Source organism: Cytophagales bacterium (assembly GCA_033344775.1).
GTDB lineage: Bacteria > Bacteroidota > Bacteroidia > Cytophagales > Cyclobacteriaceae > JAWPMT01.
In genome coordinates this window covers 2,093,108-2,116,021 of sequence record JAWPMT010000004.1, presented here as the reverse complement: position 1 = coordinate 2,116,021, position 22,914 = coordinate 2,093,108, and the positions used below count along the sequence as shown (strand labels likewise).

Annotated in this window: 13 protein-coding genes; 4 read left to right on the top strand and 9 right to left on the bottom strand. The window is 46.0% G+C overall.

Features of this window, described 5'->3' with window-relative positions:
- Positions 1-4: 4 nt before the first annotated feature.
- Together R8G66_17815 and R8G66_17810 are read right to left on the bottom strand one after the other, a co-directional pair.
- A complete protein-coding gene (locus R8G66_17815) occupies positions 5-1,153 on the bottom strand; it encodes a DUF4249 family protein (protein MDW3194236.1) in 1,149 nt (382 codons plus the stop codon).
- Between the two features lie 6 nt (positions 1,154-1,159).
- Complete coding sequence (locus tag R8G66_17810; protein MDW3194235.1) at positions 1,160-3,622, bottom strand: TonB-dependent receptor; 2,463 nt, start codon at positions 3,620-3,622, stop codon at positions 1,160-1,162.
- Positions 3,623-3,834: 212 nt separating this feature from the next.
- On the opposite strand from R8G66_17810, the gene R8G66_17805 reads away from it, so the two are divergent.
- Positions 3,835-4,275 (top strand): TonB-dependent receptor plug domain-containing protein, encoded by a 441-nt coding sequence (locus R8G66_17805; GenBank protein ID MDW3194234.1) that lies wholly within the window; start codon positions 3,835-3,837, stop codon positions 4,273-4,275.
- On the opposite strand, the gene R8G66_17800 is transcribed toward R8G66_17805, so the two are convergent.
- The 4 genes from R8G66_17800 to R8G66_17785 are packed head-to-tail and all read right to left on the bottom strand — an operon-like array spanning position 4,276 to position 14,717.
- Positions 4,276-7,494, bottom strand: coding sequence for a VCBS repeat-containing protein (locus R8G66_17800; protein MDW3194233.1), 3,219 nt, complete (start codon positions 7,492-7,494; stop codon positions 4,276-4,278).
- A complete protein-coding gene (locus tag R8G66_17795; GenBank protein ID MDW3194232.1) occupies positions 7,491-10,796 on the bottom strand; it encodes a VCBS repeat-containing protein in 3,306 nt (1,101 codons plus the stop codon). The genes R8G66_17800 and R8G66_17795 overlap by 4 nt, the downstream gene beginning before the upstream one ends.
- Entirely contained in the window at positions 10,793-11,392 is a 600-nt protein-coding gene (locus R8G66_17790; GenBank protein ID MDW3194231.1) for a hypothetical protein, read from the bottom strand. Before R8G66_17790 ends, R8G66_17795 begins: the two co-directional genes overlap by 4 nt.
- Positions 11,385-14,717: a VCBS repeat-containing protein gene (locus tag R8G66_17785; GenBank protein ID MDW3194230.1), complete on the bottom strand. Its 3,333-nt coding sequence runs from the start codon at positions 14,715-14,717 to the stop codon at positions 11,385-11,387. Before R8G66_17785 ends, R8G66_17790 begins: the two co-directional genes overlap by 8 nt.
- A gap of 169 nt (positions 14,718-14,886) precedes the next feature.
- Between R8G66_17785 and R8G66_17780 the strand changes: the two genes are divergently transcribed.
- The 3 genes from R8G66_17780 (at position 14,887) to R8G66_17770 (ending at position 19,356) form a co-directional block, all read left to right on the top strand.
- Complete coding sequence (locus tag R8G66_17780; GenBank protein ID MDW3194229.1) at positions 14,887-16,287, top strand: hypothetical protein; 1,401 nt, start codon at positions 14,887-14,889, stop codon at positions 16,285-16,287.
- A gap of 143 nt (positions 16,288-16,430) precedes the next feature.
- Positions 16,431-17,828 (top strand): hypothetical protein, encoded by a 1,398-nt coding sequence (locus R8G66_17775; protein ID MDW3194228.1) that lies wholly within the window; start codon positions 16,431-16,433, stop codon positions 17,826-17,828.
- Positions 17,829-17,847: 19 nt separating this feature from the next.
- Complete coding sequence (locus R8G66_17770) at positions 17,848-19,356, top strand: hypothetical protein (GenBank protein ID MDW3194227.1); 1,509 nt, start codon at positions 17,848-17,850, stop codon at positions 19,354-19,356.
- 5 nt (positions 19,357-19,361) lie between these two features.
- On the opposite strand, the gene R8G66_17765 is transcribed toward R8G66_17770, so the two are convergent.
- The 3 genes from R8G66_17765 to R8G66_17755 form a co-directional block, all read right to left on the bottom strand.
- Positions 19,362-21,320 (bottom strand): TonB-dependent receptor plug domain-containing protein, encoded by a 1,959-nt coding sequence (locus tag R8G66_17765; protein MDW3194226.1) that lies wholly within the window; start codon positions 21,318-21,320, stop codon positions 19,362-19,364.
- Positions 21,321-21,324: 4 nt separating this feature from the next.
- The gene (locus R8G66_17760; GenBank protein MDW3194225.1) at positions 21,325-21,993 is read right to left on the bottom strand and encodes a hypothetical protein; all 669 of its coding nucleotides are present in this window, start codon (positions 21,991-21,993) and stop codon (positions 21,325-21,327) included.
- A 266-nt stretch (positions 21,994-22,259) separates the two neighbouring features.
- Positions 22,260-22,802: a YbhB/YbcL family Raf kinase inhibitor-like protein gene (locus R8G66_17755; GenBank protein ID MDW3194224.1), complete on the bottom strand. Its 543-nt coding sequence runs from the start codon at positions 22,800-22,802 to the stop codon at positions 22,260-22,262.
- Positions 22,803-22,914 lie beyond the last annotated feature (112 nt).

Genomic DNA, 22,914 nt, shown 5'->3' with positions numbered 1-22,914 from the left:
AGGTTTAGAATAGATAGGAAGGTCTTCTTCGTGTACTATTGGGTAGGCTGGTGCAATTCCAGCAATAACTAGGAACCCCAAGGTCTTCCAGGCAGGGGAAGCAGTTCAGGGGTACTCTCAAGAACATGGTTGTTGGGAAACCACAGAAAGGGAATTCTGGTGCCCGTCCTATGGCCACAGGTATGTCACCTTTCAAGACGAAAGTGCCTGAAGTATCTACTTTGGCCACTTCAAAGAAGCCCAATGGTGCGTTTGCGGGATTTTCAATGTCCTGGAAATTTCCCAGTACGGGTGCGGGAGGAACTTCAAAAATGCTGCCCTCACGATCAGAAACGTCAATGACATTTTTCCAATAGTTGGCCGCTTCTCTGGTAATGGAAGACTGAATGATGCCATAGCCCCGAATATTGATAAAGGAATTATCAAAGGGTATATCGGCCACTTCCAGCTCCTGGATCAAGCTTGTTTTAAGGACATCCCCATTGAACAGGTTCACCCGGTCATTCGCAAAATTCTCTTCATAGACATAGCACACACCCGGAGAATAGAATGGGAAGCTACTGGTCGGAAGTACGACCTCTTCCAGGATGTATACTTGTTCTACATCCCACCGCATGAATATCGGTTCATCCGTTTCGGGTATTTGCGAATCAGTGAAGACTTTCAATCGATATTTTACCGCCGAGCCCGCTTCTGTGATGATTTCTTCTCTTTCAAATCGGTAATAAGAGGTGTCCTGCGCTCCGTAGAGAGGCATGCGTTGCGATGTGGATTCAAAAACCTGATCGTCAATGCTCACCCGGGCCCGATAGGAATGACCGGGTACACCTGCAAAAGGAACTACCGGTATAAATCGGTCACTTTCCTGATCGTATTGATAGTTATAAGACTGATTGGTGGTTTCGTCAGTTACCACGACCAGGGCCTCCTGAAAGCTCAAACCGACTTGTGTCTCAAGATCGGATCGCTTGACGGTAAACCCCTGGTCGAAGCTTGTTGAATTCGTAACCTTCCCGAAAATAACGATTTGTTCTTGAGAGTTTGAGGTATCGAATTCGAGGATACTGACACAAGCGGTCATACTGATCGAGAGGACGACCAGAAAGTACAGCGTTCTCAGCCGAAGTGATAACAGGACTCCCAAGCGCTTCATCTCAAATCAAAACTTGATGTTGTAAGTCACTGCCGGAAGAGCATTGCCAAGCACAGCGAATTTGTGTGCCTTGGGAAGTCCGTTGGTGCCTTCAGGGCGTACAAAAAAGACGGAGTACGCATTATTTCTACCCAATACATTGTAGATGGAGAAGGTCATACTTTCCTCGTACCTTTTAGGCTTCTTACGCTCGAACTTCCAGATATTGTCGGCGACAGTAATGGCCAGGTCGAGACGAACATAGTCTGGGATGCGAAACTCGTTTCGATCAGAAAAGTGAGGAACCGCTTGCTGATCTACTTGATAAGCCGTGATGATGGCATTAGTTGGGATGCCCGAAGTGAAATTAAAATTGGCATCAAAGGAGCTCTTTTGACCCATTTTTAGTTTGGAAACAACCGCTAAATTATGAGGTCGATCAAAATTGGTAGGATACCACTCACCACGATTAATGGTTAACTCAGGATTGGCATTGTCAATTTTGACCATGGTCCTCGAGTAGGTATAAGACACCCATCCGGACCATTTACCATAATTCCTTTTGATCTGCACTTCCGAGCCGTAAGCCCTGCCTTGACCTGATAAGAGGTCTGTTTCCAGGTGGTTATTGAGGATCAGATTGGCAAAGTCTTTATACTCCAGCAGGTTCTCACTGTCCTTGTAGAACAGATCAAATGAGAATTCCCACTGATTGTCATTCAGGTTTTGGAAATAGCCAATAGAGAAATTGTCAGAGATCTGTGGCGGGATGTACCGGTTGCTGGGTTGCCATAAGTCTACAGGACTCTGTGCCGTCGTATTAGAAACGGTATGAATGTATTGATTCATCCGGTTGTAACTCATTTTGATCGAGCTCTGAGGAGAAAGCTGGAATTTCAGTGCAGCCCTGGGCTCAAAGCCATCGTAAGTTTTGATCAGATCACCTGTTGAAAACTGAAGTGTGTCCGTCAGGGTAGGGATGGAAGGCGCATTCGGATCGCTGTATTGGAATACGGTGTAGGGTCCGTAATTCTGAAATAGCGTGTAGCGCAAACCGAGTGATAAGGTGATTCGATCGGTAAACTCAATTTCATCGTTGATGTAGAGACTATATTCTCGACCTCTTTCTTTTTCCACTGTTTCTGGAACAATTCCTGATTCTGGTGTTTGGGGCCGTGAAGATTCAGGCTTAATTCTGTATTGTACGTATTGAGCACCCACGTTAAACGTGTGTTGATCCAGTGCGGCAGGCGTGACAATGAAATTTTGACGCGCCTGGAAGTATTCCACGCCATTTTTCACAGAAGCGGCATCTATGCCTTCTGGATCGAACCTGGAACTATTGTAAAATCCTTGTGAGACTGATGTTTCTGTTTTCAGACTTGGGTTGAGCACCCCGTCATATTTTGCTGCGAATAAGTCGGTACCCCAATCAAACCCGAATTGATCCGAGAAACGGAAAAAGTCCCTGCTTCGGTAATAAGACAATTGAACATTGTGCTCATTGTTGAATTTGTGATTGATGATTGCGTTGAGGTCTGAGAAACTCGCATCGCTGTTTTTGACGTCCAGATTTTGAACAGTTCTAAGCACCCAATCCGAATAAGATGCTCGTCCACCTAATACAAAGGTTGTCTTATCGTTGATAGGGCCGTCGATGACCATGCGGCTGGAGATGATCCCTATGCCACCATCAAATTTTAGTTTTTCATCATTCCCTTCCTTCATGTTTACCTGCAGTACCGAGGAGATTCGGCCTCCAAATTGTGCAGGGATAAATCCTTTATAAAGCGAGAAATCTTCTACCACTCCCGGGTTGAATGCACTGAAAAAACCGAGCACATGTGAAGCGTTGAAAATCATCCCATCATTGAGCAAAATCAGGTTTTGGTCCGTTTTCCCTCCTCGTACGTTGAACCCTCCGGCTCCTTCACCAACGGTAGAGACACCAGGAAGCAGTTGCAAACTCTTCACCACATCGACTTCCCCAAGAAATGCCGGTAGGCGCTCAATCTCCTCAATGGACATGCGACTTACTCCGGCGGTTACACCAGTTACATTTTCATCGGTATTGCCACTGATCGTTACTTCATCCAGGTTGATGGTGTTGTCTTGCATTTCGATAACGACACTTCCATCTTTGAAGATCTCTACGACTTTGATCAGGCGTTTCAATCCAATCCTGTGAAAAACCAGGGTGTATGGCCCCGGAGGAAATTTAAATTCAAATCTGCCGTCAGCCGTGGTAGAAGCTGCCTTGTTAGCTCCATTGACCAGTACAACGACACTTTCCAACGGTTCCCCGCTGACATCTACAATTTGACCTTTCAGTGTCACGCTTTCTGGCGCGTATGGACTGGGTCTACCGATTCGTATCAGTTTGCTTTGAGCAGCTACATCTAACAGTCCGAAGATGGTCAGGCTCAATAGAAATAGTTTTAGGTTACCTCTCACGTTAGCTTTCTCTTCAATTGGCTTGATTAATAACAACGTTATTTGTTGAAACTACTAAGAAATATCGCTTGTATTGCTAAGTTATTTCACAAATGGTCCCTACAATCGATTGTAATTTCAACGACAAATCAAATTCTCTGGAAATATCAAAACCAAAGGTTCAGTTGTGACGTCTTTTTACATAATATGATATTCTTGTGATACTACAATACGTTAATTTGTCGCAAGAGGTCAAACCAAATACTACTATGAGAAAACTTAACCTTAAATCTTTACTTTTTGCCGCACTGGCGTTGTTTGTTTTTGCGTGCGGATCGTCCAAGACTGTCGCTAGCAGAGGAGCAAGATCGATCAACGAAGAAGCTAAAATCAATAATACGGTAGAAGTATCGGATAATGATAAGGCCCTTTCCCTGGCCAACTACTTGCGACGAATTCCCGGGATCCAGGTGACTGGAGATGGCGGGAGCGCCCGAGTGATTGTGAGAGGAATGGCACAAAGCAATGAGATGCCACTGTTTATTTTGGACGGCAGAAGAATCGGCAACGACTTTGCTGCGGTGAATGCAGCCATTGATCCAGTAGACATCAAGCGCGTGCAAGTGTTGAAGGACGCCAGTTCTACTTCATTTTACGGCCTGCAAGGGGCAGGAGGAGTGATCAAAATCACTTCAAAGAAGAAAAATTAATCATTGAATGATCTGGTAGGCTGGTCCATCATTGGTCGTAATGACCAAAACTTCTTCATCCAGCCATGCCATTCGGTTATATGTTTTATTAAAGGGCATCCTTAGGGTGCCCTTCTCTTTTGTTAGCGTCCCAGCATTAAAGGTGTAAAGCGAATAAGCCATGCCGGTGTACCGCCCCTGATTTACATTGTAATCCAACCGGTTTCCAACGGTATGGATCAAGATTCCTTCTTCTTTTAGTTCAATGGCAAAATCATTGATCGGGCCTGTTTGCTCAGGTAATTGATGTTTAGCATAAGTACCATTTCCTTCATTCAAAAACAAAGCTGAGCCCAATTCAACTACTTGCTGGATGCGCATGGTTTTTGGATTTGCAGCCGGGAAAAGCGTTTCGATGGAACGGACTTTGGCAAAATCCTGATAGCTCAGAAATCGTTTTTTCAATTCAGGGACCTGACCGGATAATTCGTCTCGGGAATGAAAAGGGATGTGCGCTCCCTGATAGAAATGGAATAGGATGGGTTCCAACTGGCCATTCCGATCAAAATCGGATAGATAAAGCGTAACAGGTTCCTGCGTGGAGGCTTTGAGTTTACTGTTGAGTCCAAGGTTTCCGGCAAGTAGGTCCTCTTTTCCATCTTGATTGACATCAGCCACTGTGATGCTGTTCCACCAGCCTGCCGTATTGGGAATTGATTCTCGGATAAACCCATCGGAAGTATTTTTCAATATGGTCACTGGCATCCAATGCCCGGCAACCGCCAAATCTTTTTGGTCATCCTGATCTGAATCGAATGCACCTACACTGGTGATCATACCAAGTTTACCATTGTTGGGTAGCTGGTCGTTAGCAATTGAAAACTTTCCGGAACCATTGTTCAATAGTAAGAAACTGGCTGGTTCCAATCCGTATATGCCAGGGATCGAGAGTGAACCAATGAACAGGTCCATGTCACCATCATTATCCAGGTCTTCGGCCATAACACAACTGCCATTAGAAGCTACTTGCTGAGGGAAGGCCTGATAATCGCGCTGAAAATTTCCCTGACCATCGTTGAGGTAGAGTCGATGCTGGTAAAGCAATTGATTTTGTCGGGCTTCATTGCCGCCACTGATCACGATCAGGTCCAGGTCTTGATCACCATCCGCATCAAATAGCTCAGCGGCCACGTCTTCAAATTGTTGGTCAATGTTCAATCCGATGTTTTTCGATTGGAAGTCTTTTCCTTTTTTAAGTAAAAGTGCTCCGGGTTGATTACGGGCGCCACCCAAATAAAGGTCAATAGTCCCGTCACCGTTCACATCTCCGACGGCCAGAGCTGGTCCCCATTTTGATAAGCGATAGGGCATCAAAGACTCATAGTCAAGGTCATCGTAATTGTTTTCAAGGTGCGTGAACGGCAAAGATCGAATTTCAATATCACTAGCAGGGCCTGCTGTGCTCGTCTGAACTGGATCATAGGACAATACGTTGACGTCATCCATTTTCAGGCCTTGAAATACCTGAGATGCTGAGCCTCCCCAATATACTTTGACGCTATCCGGATTTTGGCTGACGCCAAATATCAATGTTGACTCAGATGAAGATTGAAAACCGCGACTCAGGTAGACTTCTTTGTGCTGTACATTTCCTGCAGTATGGACTTCTACAGAGGCGCCGATACCATGGATGTTTCCGGGTTTACCCTCAAGTTTTAGCTGTAATCCTAATCGGTTATCCAGGTTATTGTTGCGATAGACAAATGCGGGCTCATTGGTGTTGTTTACGATCAGATCCAGGTCGCCATCACCGTCTAAATCCCCATATGCTGCTCCATGAGAATAGGACGTTTGATCTAGGTTCCATTCTGTACTGACATTGTCATAGCCCGAACTATCACTTTGCTTGAACACAAAGTTGGAGAGCTTCATGGTAGGCATCCTCTTGATTAGCTCCTCATTCTGTGCTTTCCCTTCTAGTCGGGCGTATTCCGAGAACTGCAGGTTGCTGGCAAAGTTGATGTAGTCCAGGTCATTGGGTCTTTTGTAAATGCCATTGGAGACGAAGAGCTCGTTTTTAGTATCCAGATCATAATCAGCAATCAGTACGGACCAGCTCCAATCAGTGGCGTAGGTATTGTTGAGCAGGGCAAGATCCTTGAATAAGCCACCTTCATTGATCTGCATCGTATTGCGTGAGTATTGGTGGTGGTAGCCATTTTCGATCTTGATGGCATAAACTTCATCGGAATCTTCACCTCCGGATTGTTTCATTATTGAAGGATCTTCCGGAAGCATGTCCAGGGTGAAGATGTCCATTTGTCCATCTCCGTTGATATCAGCAATGTCGTTACCCATCGAAAAGCGGGACATGTGTGGAATCCGACTGGCGCCTTCTTCTTTGAAAGTCCCGTCCTGTTGGTTGATGTAGAGGTAGTCATTTTCATGAAAGTCATTGGAGACATAGATGTCCGGCCAGTAATCCCCATTCACATCCGAAATCCCGATGCCCAGTCCATAACCGAGTAAGCTGGAATAAATACCCGCATCTTGTGTCACATCCTCAAAACCTGCTTTTCCTGTTTCGTTCAACAAGTTCTTGTACAGTCGATCTCCGGACCGGTTGTCCTGATTGATGCGTTCTTTGGCGGAACTATAAGACCGATTGGTGTGTACCGCATGGTTGAGTAGGTACATGTCCAGGTCCCCGTCCAGGTCGTAATCAAAAAAGGCCGCATGCGTGGAAAAGCCTGAGAAAGCCAACCCCATTTCAGCCGCAGATTCTTTGAATTTCAGGTTACCCTGATTGATGTAGAGCAGGTTTTGGCCCTCCGGGATGGTTTTGTAATTGCTGACCTGACTGATGTAGATATCGAGTAAGCCATCACCATTTACATCACCCAGTGCTACACCGTTTGACCAGGTTTCTTTTTCTGATTCAAAAACCTGATCGGAGATATTTTTGAATTGGAAATTTCCTTGATTGAGGTAGACCTGGTTGGCAGTTTGATTGGCGGTGAAAATGACTTCCGGAAGTCCATCATTGTTCAGGTCACCGATGGCTGCACCCCCGCCATTGTAGAAATATAGGTATTCGATGATGTCCAGCTGTTCATCACTCAGATCATTTCGAAAATCGATCCCGGTTTCCCTGGCATCCATTAAGGAAAATTGCCTTGGGGCTTCAGGCTCGGGACTACAGGCACCCAGCCAGATCATTAAGGGTAAAAATCGCTTCAAGGATTGATTTTATAAGTCAGTAAAGCATCGTCGTTTCTGGCGATCATCAGCAGCTTGTCGTTACCCGCATTCACGAATTGAAGGTCTCGGATCTCACCGGTTACCAATAGGCCGGAAGCAGCTCTTGGCAGAACTGAAAAGGACTGATCTCTGCGGTTGTACTTCAATACGGTGCCGTAGCTGGCATCATACTGACCTGCCTGTGGTTTGGCATCGTACAGGTTGCCACCCAAAACGATCTCGGGAACATCATCGCCATCCAGGTCTTGCACCGCTGAGGCAAATACCGGTGAAAATTGTACTTCTTCTGGTAATTGACTGGCAGTAAAGGTGCCATCTCCCTGATTCCAGAAAATGGCTGAAGCCAGATAATTCACTTCCAGCTTGATGGCATCAGCAATTTGCGCTTCGGTAAAAATGTCGTTGATGGTTTGGTCCACGTACGACTCGTATTTCAGGTATTTCTTCTTCAATTGTGGGATCTGTGCGACCAACTCATGCTTCAAGGTAAAGGGTTTGATCTGCCCATCGATGGTGCGGCAGAAAATGTGATCCACCGATCCGTTTTGATCATAATCATTGATGTAGAGCTGCAATGGGCTCTCGGTGGATGCTTCAAAACGAGAGTTGAGGCCATGATTCCCAGCGATGAGGTCCAGGTCTCCATCCTGATCCAGGTCGGCAACATTCAGGTGGTTCCACCAACCCATATAGTTAGCCAATCCTGCTTCTGTTGTCGCTCTTACCAGCTTTCCGCCATCATTGCGAAACAATTCCACGGTCATCCATTCACCGACGATTACCAGGTCCATGTCCTTGTCCTGATCCACGTCAACCCATTGTGCTTCAGTGATCATGCCCAGATCAATCAATGCCGGAGCAACCTCACGAGTGATGTCTTTCAGGCTGCCACTGCCATCATTTTCATAAAGCAATCCATTGGTAGGCACGCCATAAAGGAAAGGTCGGGCCCGACTTCCAACAAATAGATCCACATCACCATCCTGATCCCAGTCGGTGGAAACTACGGTGGAAGTACTCAAGGTATTGGCGCGTAAAATGGGATCATCTTTTTTGGTGAAATTCCCCTTACCATCATTCATGTACAATCGATCTCTGAGTTCAGGCGCACCGAGTGAAAATTCATTACCACCACTGGCCACAAACAGGTCCAGGTCTCCGTCCTGATCCATGTCTACCAACTGGGCAGCCATGTCTTCGGAAGCCATATCTTCAGTCAACGCTGATTGACGGGTTGCGCGGAAAGTGCCGTCCTTTCTTTGAAGTAGTATCGCTCCGGCAGCACCTTTTGCACCTCCAATGAAGACATCTTCCAGACCATCGCCATTTACATCTCCGGTGGCAAGTTTTGGGCCTTCCTGCGAAATCATGTGGAAGACCAGTCGATCCCGATCAAAATCCACGAACGTGTTTTCTTCATGTGAATAATTCACACGCGTTTCTTGTGCGAGCAAAGCACGACTTGGTTTCGTTACGTCTGGTTCCTGCATTGATTCGCCCTCGCCCTCTGATAAAACCAAAGATTGATCTGCAGCCACATTTTTCATGACGGTGATTTTGCCAGAAGGCCAGGTAACTTTCAATTCTTGAGCCTGTATATGAGTGCCTAGTCCGAAGTTCAGCCGAGGGTCAACAGTTGATTGAAAGCCACGGATCGGCATCATTTCCTGGTACATGGAGGCACCATCAGCTGTCTTTACCCAAACCTTAGCACCAATGGCAAAAGGATTAGCTCTTTCTCCTTTCAGCGTGACTTTTAGGTAATGATGTTCGTTCAGTTCATTACTGAAGTTTTCATAGATTTTCGAAGGAGCATTCACATTGTTGACCACCAGGTCAAGGTCTCCGTCATTGTCCAGGTCCACATAGGCAGAACCATTGGAATGTGTAGGTTCGCTGAATCCCCAGGCTGCTGTCTGATCGCTAAAGGATAGGTTGCCTTCGTTGCGCATCGCATAGTTTGGGATTGGCGTGATCGGAATAGGATCGACCAATGCTTTGTAGTCCACACCTTCGCGGGTGATGGCTTTCTTTTTAAACTCATCATCAGAGATGAAATTGAGGTAATCCAGATCGGTAATGTCCTGGTAGATGCCATTGGCCACAAAAAGGTCCTTGCGACCATCATTGTCCATGTCAAACATCAAAGCAGCCCAGCTCCAATCGGTCGCTTCTACACCGGACAGTCGGCCAATTTCGCTAAATGTGCCATCGCCATTGTTGAGGTGAAGCATGTTCCGGTTGAACTGCTTGTGGTAGTTATTCTGGATCTTGTAGATGAATTTGTCCCAGCTTTCAAACGTGGTGACTTTCTTGATCCGCTCGTCCGGTTTAGGCAGCATGTCAGTCACAAAGATGTCCGGGTAACCGTCGTTGTTGAAGTCGGCCATGTCAGCACCCATGGAAGCGGCACTGATGGATGGCATTTGATTGACCAGGTCCTCCCGGAAAGTACCGTCGCCATTGTTGAGATAGAGGTAGTCGCGCTCAAAGAAATCATTGCTTACGAAGATGTCCTGCCAGCCATCCTGATCTACATCGCCCACGGTCACCCCGAGGCCAAAGCCAATGACGCTGCCATAGATGCCGGCTTCTTCGCTGATGTCCGTGAACTTGTTGCCGTCATTCCGAAAGAATTTATCACCCCCTACATCGTCACGCACCGGGCGCATGTCCTGCATCAGATTGAAGCTTCCAATCGCCTGATAAGAGTTGTTCAGCAGGTAGGCATCCAGGTCGCCATCCTTGTCATAATCAAAAAAAGCAGCATGGGTGGAATAGCCACGATCGGCCAGGCCATAAGCTGCTGCTTGTTCCGAGAATCGACCATTCCCTTCGTTGATGAAGAGTTCATTTTGTTTGTTATCGCCTTTGATGTCTCCGGAATTACAGACATAGATGTCCAGTAATCCATCTCCGTTCACATCGACCATGCTCACACCAGTACTCCAGGATCGGGTACCTGCGACACCTGCTGATTCGGTGATGTCCTCAAACTGCATGTTGCCTTTGTTGCGGAACAATCGATTTGGGATCAGGTTTCCGGTCACGTAGATGTCTAACAGGCCGTCCTGATCGATATCTCCGGTTGCGACACCACCACCATTATAGTAGTTTCGATACGTGTAAATGTTGAAATCAGCATCGAACTGCAACTGATTCGTGAAATCGAATCCTGAGCTAGCCGGATCCAGTGCCTGAAAAAGGGGAGGCGTCTGCTTTTCTAAGGGCGCCTGACAGGCCACTAGCAAAGCGAGCGTGAGTACGGTAAAAATTCTCATAAGTCTTCGAGCATCTCTCTTTTTTGCTTCTCGAGTTTGTTGGTCACCAGTAGGTCATCATAACGGGCGTAAACGGTCGATGTGTCCTTTCGGAAAACAATCAGTCGTTTATTGGCATCAACCATAACCCAGGAATCCTGCTTGTCTTCCCGTTCCATTTTGATGAACTTTTTGCCGTACCATTTTTCATACATACGGATGACATCTGGCAGCAGGCTGTCTCCGGAAGTTTCCTTGGCCCATGGTGACCAGTTTTGGTAGGTGAATTCCACCGGCATTTCATAGATCTTGTTATCTATGAAATTGGGATAAAAGCGCATGAACGAGGGCATGCTTAATTCTTCGTTGATTTGATACTCAGCCGAAAGATTACCTGGGCCATTATCAAGGATGTACTGCTTATTGAGTTGCCAACAATGAACATAAAAATCTTTGCGCGGCATTCCTAGAGAGATTCCCAAAAACAGGCTGTCTTTGCGAATTCCTCTGCCCATTTCCTCGGCAACCAGCTTTTCATAAGCACTGCGATTGTCACATGCGGCAAACGCTGAAATTAACAATCCAAATACAACTACTTTCTTCAACAACTTATTCATAACTAAAGCACGAAATTCCTGAATTATTTCTCACCACCAAAATTCGTTTGGAGTCCTTCAACGCAATGATGCGTCGCACTTCTCCGGTCACAAAAAAACCACTGGCCTCATGTCGTTGCGACTGCCATTGATTTGTAGGTGTGCCCAGAGAAACGTTTCCATAACTTGCCTTGTAAATTCCCCATTCGGGTTTTGATTTTGTAAAGTTACCTCCAGTGATCAGGTCAGTGCGTCCATCCGCATTCAAATCGAGTGGCAACAAACCATAAATTGGAGCAATTTGATGATTGTCAGGTAAAGCTTCCCGGATAAAACTGGTGCCTTGTTGGCTGATGAATGCACTGGATTGGAGCGTTTCCACTTTCAGCTTGACGGCATTGGCCATTTGTTCTGGCGTGAACAACTCTTCCATGGTTTTACTTTTGTAATCCTCTGCTCTCGAAAAGCGCTTGCGCAATCCTGGCAACTGCTTGGTGAGGTTGGCCAGCAGGTGGATCGGATACGCCTTGTCTCCTTCATATTGGCAGGTGATCTGCTCCACGGAGCCATTCCGGTCAAAGTCGTTGATGAAGAGTTGAAGGGGCTTATCCACCGAAGCGCGATAACGAGTGTTTTCACCAATGTTACCGGCGATGAGGTCCTGGTAGCCGTCTTGATTCAGGTCTGCCACTTCGAGGGTGTTCCAAAGACCATTGCTGCCTGCCAAATTCAGGGCTTTAGATTGCAAGGTAAATTTCCCGGATTCATTGGTCAGGACTTTCACGCCCATCCATTTCCCAACCAGCACTATGTCCTGATCACCATCATTTTCCAGGTCGAACCATTGGCCATCGGTGGCCATGCCTATTTTTTGTAAAGCTGGGGCAGTGCTAGCCGTTATGTCCTTGAAGTTGCCAGAACCATCATTTTGCAATAGATAAGAATTGGGAGGAACGCCATATAAGAATGGCTTTAATCGAGTGCCTACTAACAGGTCAGCGTCACCGTCGCCATCAAAGTCGGCGGCACTAACGAAGGAAGAGCTCTCCCGAATTCCAGGAAAACTGGATGCTTTTTTAATGAACCTTCCATTGCCATCATTAAAGTAAATACGATCCATCAACCATTTTGAGCCTACCCCAAATTCATTTCCTCCACTTGCCACGTAGAGGTCCAAATCACCATCCTGGTCTGCATCAAAGAACAAGGCATCCACGTCTTCAGCATCCTGGTCGTCGGTGAAGGTTTGGCTTTTTGAGAAGCTTCCATCTTTTTCTTGCAGGTAAAGTCCACCGGCAAACCCTTTGGCTCCACCGAGATACAAATCTGTTAAGCCGTCCCCATTGACGTCACCCTGAGCCACGCCGGGGCCTTCATTGCTGTGCATTTCAAACAACAGACGGTCCCTGTTGAAATCCTCAAAATCATTTTCGATGTGCTGGAAGCCAACCGGGGTTTTAATTTCAGTCATCAATGGATCTACCGTGAACGGATTGCCTAAAGTGGGCGTAAGGGGTGGCTGTACTCTTTTCAAGAGCTGATCTACCGCAATATTCGTTTCGGTACTGGTCGCACCATTAGGCCAGGAGATTTTCAGTTCTCCGACTTGCTGTGCGGTGCCAACTCCAAAATGCATTCTGGGATCTACAGAGGATAGATAGCCTTTGACCGGAACCAGTTCCTGATACATGAGTTGATTGTTAATCCTGATCTCCACTTGTGCCCCCACGGCAATACTGGAATCCGGTAAACGAAGGTCCAGCATCAGGTAGTGATTACCATTGCTCTCTGAGGTGTTTTCAAACAAAAAGCTGTCATCATTGATGTTGTTGACCACCAGGTCCAGGTCTCCATCATTGTCCAGATCGCTGTAAACGGCCCCGTTGGAAAAAGTGGAATCACTCAAACCGAGTTCAATGGCCCTATTATTGAAATCCATTCCTCCCGAATTTTCAAAGAGGTAATTGGGTAGAGGGACTGAGGGGATTTGGTCGATCAGCTTGGTCAGTACCAGGCTGTCTTTGCGGTACTTTGCCACCAACTCCCGGTTGTTGGAGTAGAAATTGATATAATCCAGATCCGTCAGGTCTTTAGCGATGCCATTGGCTACAAAAATGTCCTTGAAACCGTCATTGTTATAATCGAAAATCAGTGCTCCCCAACTCCAGTCTGTGGCGTGTGCTCCGGTCAGTCGGCTGATTTCACTAAAAGAGACCGAACCCGATACGGGATTAGGTCCGTTGTTCAATTGAAAGGCATTACGGGTAAACTGCTCGTAATAGCCATTCTTTAAGTTAGATTGATACTTGTCCCAATCTTCAAAGAGCGTTTTGGTCTTGTAGCGCTGCTCTGATTCCGGGAGCATTTCCGTGACGTAGATCTCGGGATAACCGTCGTTATTCAGGTCAGCTATATCGGCACCCATGGAACCCATACTGGTTTCCGAGATCAAGGCTTCCAAAGATTCCTCGAACGTGCCATTACCCTGATTGATGTAGACATAGTCCTTCTCAAAAAAGTCATTAGACACAAAGATGTCCTGCCAGCCGTCCCGATCCAGGTCAGCGATCGTCACACCCAGACCAAACCCAATGAAGCTGCTGTAGATGCCGGATTCCAGCGTCACATTCGTGAAGTAGCCACCATCATTTCGGTACAGCTTATTACCCCCGAGTGTGTCAGTTTCCAATCGTTGGTCTTGCCGCAAGTCATAAACGCCTACTGATCTGAGTGAATTGTTCAATAAGTAGAAGTCCTGATCTCCGTCTTTGTCATAGTCAAAAAAGGCAGCATGCAGTGATAAACCCTCATCGGCAATGCCATACTTTTTGGACTCTTCCGTGAAGGTCAGATCGCCCTGATTGATGAATAATTCATTATGTCGATTTTCGCCTCCTTTAGGACCAGCCTTACATACATAGATGTCCAGCAAACCATCGCCATTCACATCCGCCATGCTGACACCCGTGGACCAGATGTTGGGGCTGCCTACGCCAGCTTCCTGGGTAATGTCTTTGAATTTTAAATTGCCAAGATTGAGAAAAAGCTTATTGTCGACCTGATTGCCACAGAAATACAAATCCTGAAGTCCGTCATTGTTAATGTCTCCTACCGCTACTCCAGCACCATTGTAGAAATTACGGTACGTGTAAGTGTTGAGGCGTTCATTGTACTCCAATTGATTTCTGAAATCAATGCCTGATTCCGTTGGAGATATCTTACGGAATACCGTCGCTGATTCAGTCGGTTTCTGACAGCTCATAAGCCCGACCAAAACAGTAAAAAGGGCCAGTACTTGGGTGTTAATGTATCGTGGGGTCACTCGCTCCAGGGATGAATCACTCAAAATGACCCGAAAAGTTAATTGAATTCAGGCGGGTGACCATGACTCAGAAGGAAACTTTGTCATTACTTTTGATTGCAATCGATTGGAGGATTTTTATAGAGGCTTGATTGCTATGCAAGTGCGAGAGTCAGGCATTGATTATCTTGCATTCAACCAAACAATTAAGACTGTGCAACAACTGCTAAGCACTAAGTATCACACCATTCGTCTGGCCCTGTGCCTATTCCCTCTTATTTCGATCATCGGTTGTAACGACGAAGGGGAGGAGGAGATCCTTTATAGGTTGCTAGAAGAAGAGGTGGTTTTAGGATCTCAGGGGGATGTGAATGACTTTGCCGCTCAGAAAATAACTCACTTACGGGGGAGCCTGACCCTTCAATCGAGGAACGGTGATCCCTCGCCAATTACTGATATCAGCGGACTGACAAGACTTACAACGATTGAAGGTTCGCTGACCATTAGCGGTACAAGTATTACGCAGGTGGATGCATTTTCCAACCTTACCCAATTGGATGGGGAATTGGTCATTAGCTTCAATGAAGCACTTGAAAATTTGGATGGATTTATTGCATTGGGTAATGCTAGCCGTGTTCTTGAAACCATTCGAATCAGAGATAACCCTAAATTGACTGCTATAAACCAGTTCGATAATGTGGTTGAGATTGAAAGCGGACTTTTTATCTGGAACAATGAGTCGCTGGCCGAAGTGGAGTTTAGTGGGTTGATTCGAGCGGATATTGTCGGATTTTCAGAAAATCCACGGTGGAGTGACCTTACAGGGTTTTCCAACTTGCAAAAGGTCACACAATTTCGACTGTCGAATACCATTTTGACCAGCCTGGAGGGATTGGAGTCCCTCAAAGAAGTGGATTATATCTACCTGCAGGAAAATCACCAGATCACTTCGATTGATCAATTTTCAGAGCTTACGGAAGTGCCAATTGCGGTCGATTTTTACGACAATAAGGCATTGGCATCGGTTAATTTTAGCAATCTGAGATCGACAGGTTTCCTTAGAATACACAATACCTGGATGAAAGACCTTTCCGGATTCCCGGCGCTGGAGCGTGTTCAGGATGTGCAGCTTACTGAAAATGATCAATTGCTAGACCTGGAGAAATTAACGGACACTTCTATTGAAGGTTGGTTGTGGTTGTCAGGCTCCCAAATTACTACATTGGAGCTGGTGAAAGATTTAGATCTGTCCGGTGGCTTTGGTATTCAGAATAGTGGGATAACAGACCTGAAAGGCCTTGAGCATATGGAAACAATCGAGGAAATCTATATCCTCGACAATCGACGGTTGACCAGCTTAGATGGATTACAAAACCTGAGTCGTATAGGAGATGAGATTTCTATTAGTCGCAACCCATTATTAGAAAATCTGGAAGGGCTCAATGCCCTGGCAAGGGTAGATAATCATGTAAGAATTTACGGTTGCACCAGCCTAAAGGATTATTGTGCGTTGGAATTATTGGTAGCTGATGGGGTAGCTGTATTTGCTGAAATTGAGCAAAACGCCTACAATCCGACGTTGCAGGATATTAGGAGGGGCGATTGTAAACTGTAATGGACACATAGATTCGTGCTCATTGTGTGGGATTAATGTGAGTCACAGGCTTTGATTATCTTGCATCTAGCCAAACAATTAAGATCGTGTTGAACTTATTAAGAACTTTTAGCCGGACGTCTCGAATCGTACTTTGCATCCTCATGCTCATAACGATCATCAGTTGCAAAGAAGACGAAGAACCCATCTTTAATTTGTTGGAGGACGATGTATACTTGTTTAGCCAAGAGCAGGTCAATGAATTCGTTGCGCGAAAAGTCACCCATTTACGAGGTAGTCTGACCATTTTTGGCGACGATATCTCGGACCTTCGTGGCTTAGGGATCATTTCCTCAATCGAAGGTTCGTTGATGATTGGAAATACGCAGATCAGGAATGTGGACGTTTTTTCCAACCTCACCAGATTGGATGAACGGTTAGAGATATCAAGCAATTATAACCTCGAGAATTTGAATGGATTTAATCAGATCGGGAGCCTTGGTGGTCAATTAAAGTCCGTTCAGGTCTATGATAATCCGAAATTGACGACCATCAATCAATTCAATGAGTTTGCGATCTTTAAGGAAGGGGTAAGTATCTGGAGCAATGAATCATTGACTGATGTGGATTTTAGTGGATTAATTGAAGCTGGGGTAGTATCGATCCAGTCAAATCCTTTGTTGAGTGATTTGAGTGGGTTTTCACAGCTCCGACAAGTTGGGCATCTTAGTGTGGCTAATAGCCCTGTCATCACTACATTAACTGACCTTCACCTGGAACGCGTTGAATCGCTTCAAATCTCCGGACTTTCTAATTTGGCCAACCTGAATGGCCTGGAATCTATTACAGAGGTGGAATTAATATATATAGAGGGCAATCCTTTGATCACCGAGATAGATGAGTTTAGGGAATTAACGGAACTGAGCGGAGAACTGTCCCTCTCAGGGAATACATCACTGACGACTGTTGATTTTAATAGGCTCAATTATGTAGGGCACCTGCATTTAAATGAAACACAGTTGGAAGACTTTTCCGGATTTTCGGCATTGCGTGAGGTCGGTGGAGACCTGAGCCTCTCCTCCAATGATCGCTTGCCTGACCTGGATGATTTGCCCGTAAGTGAGATCCACGGTACACTATCGCTATGGGGTAACGCCCAAATCACCAGCTTAGAACCACTCACCAGTCTGGATGTGATCGGAGGATTGCGCATTCAACGCAGTGCGCTTGCAAACTTCAAAGGATTGGAAAACGTAACCGTATTGAGTGATGTCTCTATTTCTGACAACTTGCAACTGGAAAGCCTGGAGGGGTTGGGAAACCTTAAGGAAGTAGGCTCAAATATTTTTCTAAAAAACAGCCCGCTACTCACAAACCTGGAAGGCTTGAACGCCCTTGAAAAATTAGGTAACACGCTCAGCATATATGACTGCTCTAACCTGACTGACTATTGTGCCCTGGAGCAGTTAGTCGCTGATGGAGTGAAAAATCGCACAACAATAGAGCGCAACGCTTACAATCCAACGCTAGGGGATATTGTGAGAGGCGATTGTCGCCAGTGAAATCAACAAAATCGAAACAATGAGTTTTAAGTCCGTTTTCTCAGTTGGAGAACTCCTTTTACTGGGTATCTCCTTTTTATTTTTTAGCTGTGGTGAAGGAGTAGAGGGGTTCACCAAACAAGGTGATGTGGTCTTGAAAACGCAACAGGAACTAAATGCATTTGCCAGCAACAGATATGCCCGGGTTAACGGAGACCTGCTAATAGGGGCGCTTTTTGAGGAAAGTGATATTACTGATCTGACGGGATTAGGTTCTTTGAATGAAGTAAATGGACACCTCACGATCAGTCAGACAAAAGTCAAAGACCTTCGAGGGTTGACCAATGTACAACGTATTGATAGCGGTTTACTGGTGTTCCGTAATCAGGAATTAACAGCTATTGATGTGTTTTCACAATTGTCCCATTTGGGAAGAATCGCGGTGAACCATAATAATCAGATGACGACCATGGCCGAGTTCGATCGCCTGGAATCCCTTGGAGATGTAGCCATTAATGACAATGATCGATTGACTACTATTAGTGGGTTTGATGGCTTACAAACCGTGGTTAGAGATTTGCACATTACCTCAAACCCGTCGCTGGCCGAAATTCGATTTGAAAACTTGAATGCTGTCGGTCGGGACTTATGGATCATCGAAAATCACTCGCTTTCCAATTTCAAAGGTTTTACAAACCTTAAACGAATCGATCGCTCATTTACACTGAGAAGCAACCACTCGTTAGTCAGCCTGGAAGGACTAAACATCGAGGAGGTAGGGAATAATTTTCACCTTGTTGATCATCCGTCATTGACAGACATAGAACAACTTGGGCACATGAAAATTAGGTCTTTGTTTTTTGGTTCCAACGAGTCAATTACTTCCCTTGATGTGTTTTCGAATATTGAGGAGCTGTTCACCCTTTCAGTATCTGGAAAAAATTTAACAAGCCTGGATTTTCCTGAATTGGTAAGCATAGAGAGTACCCTGATTTTTCAGCAGCTTGGGTCGTTGACTTCTTTGCAGGGGTTCCCAAAACTGCGATCTGTTGGCAATCGAATGTATCTAAATGACAATCCGGTTTTAAAAGAATTCGGGGAGTCATCGCTCCTTTCTATTGCAAGTATTATTATAGAAGACAATCCTGAGTTGATCAATTTGCAAGGCCTGGAATCACTGGCATCGGTTGAGGAAATCTCGTTGCTAGGGCCTGGTATCACGGATTTTTCAGGATTGAGTAACATCGATCGACTTCAGGAGTTGTTCATTCGTAATAATCCTAACTTTAACAGCTTTGCAGGGTTGGATGGGCTGGTTCAGGTTGATAGGATATTTGCCAGCGACAATGTTGCTTTGACTAGCCTGGAGGGCTTAAATGGCCTGGAACAAGTAAACGTTTCTATTGAGCTTTATGGCAATTCCCAACTTAGTGATTTCTGTGCGGTGAGTCCCTTGTTCAGCGACGGGACTTTCACAAGTTTTATCGCAACAGGAAATGCTTATGACCCGTTACCCGAAGATCTTGTCAGCGGTGATTGCAAGCAATAATACCTTCAAAAAGAATAATTTAGTCCAAATCTGAAGTCTCTGCCAATTCCGGGTATCCGGGTACCAAACGGGAAATAAGTCTGGTCTGTCAAATTGGATACACGTACCGAGATCAAGAACCCATGTTGGTTCCATTGGAAGCGGGTATTGGCATTCAAGCCTAGCAAGGTGTAAGCAGGTGCATCCCTTACGGCCCATACCTGATTGGTAAATCCTGTTGGCGCGATGAACCTGGCATAATGACGTGCGTCTATCCCCAGCTGTATTGGCACACTTCCCAACCATGTCTTGTATTTCAATTCCCCCTGTACATGAGCGGGGGGAATGCCGTTAGATCGACTGCCGTTTCCAAAGAAATGGGTATTGGTCAGGTCATCGCCACGCATGACAAGGCCCGTAAGAAGCCCAACAAGGTTATGTTTTTTCTGATCCAGTAATACTTGCAAAAGGTACCACTCCAGCCCGAAAGTGCGCGCCTGATCGATGTTACGGTATTCAAATACATTCCGCTCATCAGCCACCGGAACATCGATGATCCGGTCTTCATAATAGGCCAACCAACTATTGATTTTAAAGGAGGTTGATGCAGTGTTTTTAGAGAGGATCCATTCCAGTTGGTAGCTGGATTCTGGCCGGATGTCGGGATTTCCCCGAAAAGTGCCACGGCCGCCAAACAATTCACCACCCGATTCTTCCGGACGAGGAAACCTGAAATACCTGCCCAATGATACTTGATGATCGATCTTCCAAAGGGTTCCTTTGGCTTCTATGCCTCCGGTAATGGCTGAGGCATATGCCCGTTCCGCATCAAGGTTATTCGTACTGGCAACGTCTGCTCGTAGCACACCGGTCCATTGCACACTTTCATTTCTTGTGCTTGCTTTTATAAAGGCTCCGGCTTGCTGATCGGTTCGCTGTGCCACTTGCGAACGAGTAAATAAATTGTCGATCCGATTATCGTCTGTCCGGTCCTCAACTAATCGTGAAGTGAACAAATCCAATCCGGATTTCAGGTGGTACTTTCCGAAAGATTTTTCCACAAAGCCATTATAGCCGGCACTGTTGCGACGAAAGCTTCGTACTACCTTGATGTTGATGGAATCAAACTGCGCATTGTAGACATCTTGTATTTGGTCGGTCTTCAAGGTCAGGCCCCAGACTTGTTGCGTCAGCTGCCAGCCATTGTTTAATGCCTGTCGGAATTTGACATCTGTCTGATAGGTATAGGTATTGTCCAGTTTGCGTAACTCAAAAGGAAAGTTTTGAAACCCTTGTGGGAACTCCCAGATACCGGAGCTCCATTTTTGTCGCCAGCTAAGCCGGGCCTTTTTTAGCCGGCCAGTCAGTGCAGAAGAGAACTGGTACTCCTGTATCGCCGAGTTAAGCGATCTTTCCTTGTTGGCGAAGAACAGGTCGTTTGTGCGAACGCCATTGCCAGTTATTTCAAAGGCGATTGGATCATTTCCGATTCCCCAACGAAAACCTAGCTGCCGGGCATTGTTGTTGGTGCCAAATTGACTTTGAATAACATTCGGTGATGCTTCAAATGCCTGTCGATCTTCCAGTTCCAGTACACCACCAATTGCGCCACTACCATATGTCGCCTTTTCAATGCCATCAACAATACGGGCAGTGCTTAGGTTAGAGACATTCAGGTCTTGTCCCAGATAGCCCTGTGGATTGAGTCCGGATCTTCGGGCACCATTTTGTTGGATACGCATGCGACTGCCGGTCTGGCCCCTGTAGCTGATGGGAAAGGAAGCTTGCTGTGCCCGCACCACTCCCGGGATCCGATCCAGCAAGTCCATGGTTTGGATAGGAGGCTGAAGCGATGCGTAGGGTAAACTATCGGAAGGAGCGATTCTGGCTGCAATGAGGATTTCCTGAAGTTGAATGGTATCCGCCTCTTGTGCAGAGGCGGAAAATAAGATCAATATTGTACAGGTGAATAGGAGGGTTTTCACCGGGTCAATCTAGGGCATCCGCAGTAAATTGTGCCCATCGAACAACCACATTTCCGCCATTCTCACGCAAGACCATTTGGAATTTATAATAGCTTCCTGCTCTGTCCTGAACCAGATAAACAGGCTGATCTGCCTCTTCAAGGTTCACAATGCGATCTCCGATCACCAGGTCCTGATAGGCAATGGCAAGCGCCGTAGCATCTGGTTTTCCCTCGCCATCCAGATCGGTTGAAGGATCGAAGGTAAACACACCATCTGCGGCCAATATATCGACCATTTCGGTAGTTATTCGTTCGAAAGAGGTGAATCCGGTAGCACCTGTACCAATGCCGGCCCGCTCACTGACGTTTACGGCTTGTACTGAGCCAGTAGTTTGATCATCACCAAAAAGAAAAACCCCGGGTCGGCCGCCGGCGCCAGTTCGTATGGCTTTGATCTGAATGTCCCAATCTATGGCATCCGTATCCAATTGAGCTACCACGCCTGTATCACTTGCACTGAGGTCAAGACCCCCGCCTTCAGGGAAGGTGCCTGGATTGATGTTGAAATTGCCTTCAAAGGTGTCTGAGGTCAGTACAACCGGGCCATCGTCCTCAGAACAACTGGCCAATCCAATGATGGTGATGCTTAATGTGAAAAAAAGGAATTGGTTGAATTTAGTGAAGTGTCTCATGTAGGCTGTATTATGCTTGTAAGTGTACGAATATAGCCGTTTATCTTTTCCGACGGGCGATTTTATGTGCTATATAATCCAGTTGAAACCTTATGTTTTTCTAAACCTACTAAAACATAAAGCGGCTGTCACTCTGAGACAGCCGCTTTTTTGTATCTCAATCTTTTCGCGAGTCCACCTAATTGGTGTAATCTGGAAAGTGGAGCCGGATCAGTCTGGGTGATTGCAGGTGATAACACCAGCAAAGGCTGGGCTTTTGGTAAAATTTACCTTTCGTAGTAAGCCACAATACTGGCTTTGGCCAATGTGTTGTTACCCAAATAATACCCGACAATCGCAGGATTGGTATTGGCATCCAGGCCGAGTTTGTCTGTCTTCAAGGCGAAAACAGTGATCACATATTGGTGAGGGCCATGGCCTTCTGGTGGGCAAGGTCCACCATAGCCGGCAACACCATAATTGGTGATGCTTTGAATAGCTCCGGTTGGTGCCAGGTTCATCTCGACATTTCCGGCATTGGTTACCAACTCATTCGTAGTGGCAGGGATGTCAAACATCACCCAGTGCCACCATCCACTTCCGGTAGGGGCGTCAGGGTCATACATGGTAATGGCAAAGCTTTTTGTGCCTTCTGGCGCATTGTCCCAGGTCAGTTGAGGACTTTGGTTTTTACCTGTGCATCCGAATCCGTTGAATTCTTCAATGGTGGTCGCCTGACCTCCCAGGTCCTTGCTGGACAGGGTGAATGTTTGTGAAAAGCCATAACTGGATATGGCGAATGCTATAAGTACAATAGATAACTTTTTCATGATTCAATTTGCTTCAATTACGAAGCAAAATTGCACTTGAAAGGTGCCCTGCTGTTTTTGATAACAGCCCAAAAAGTGTGGCTGGAAGTTCAAAAGTGGAGGAGTCTTAGGC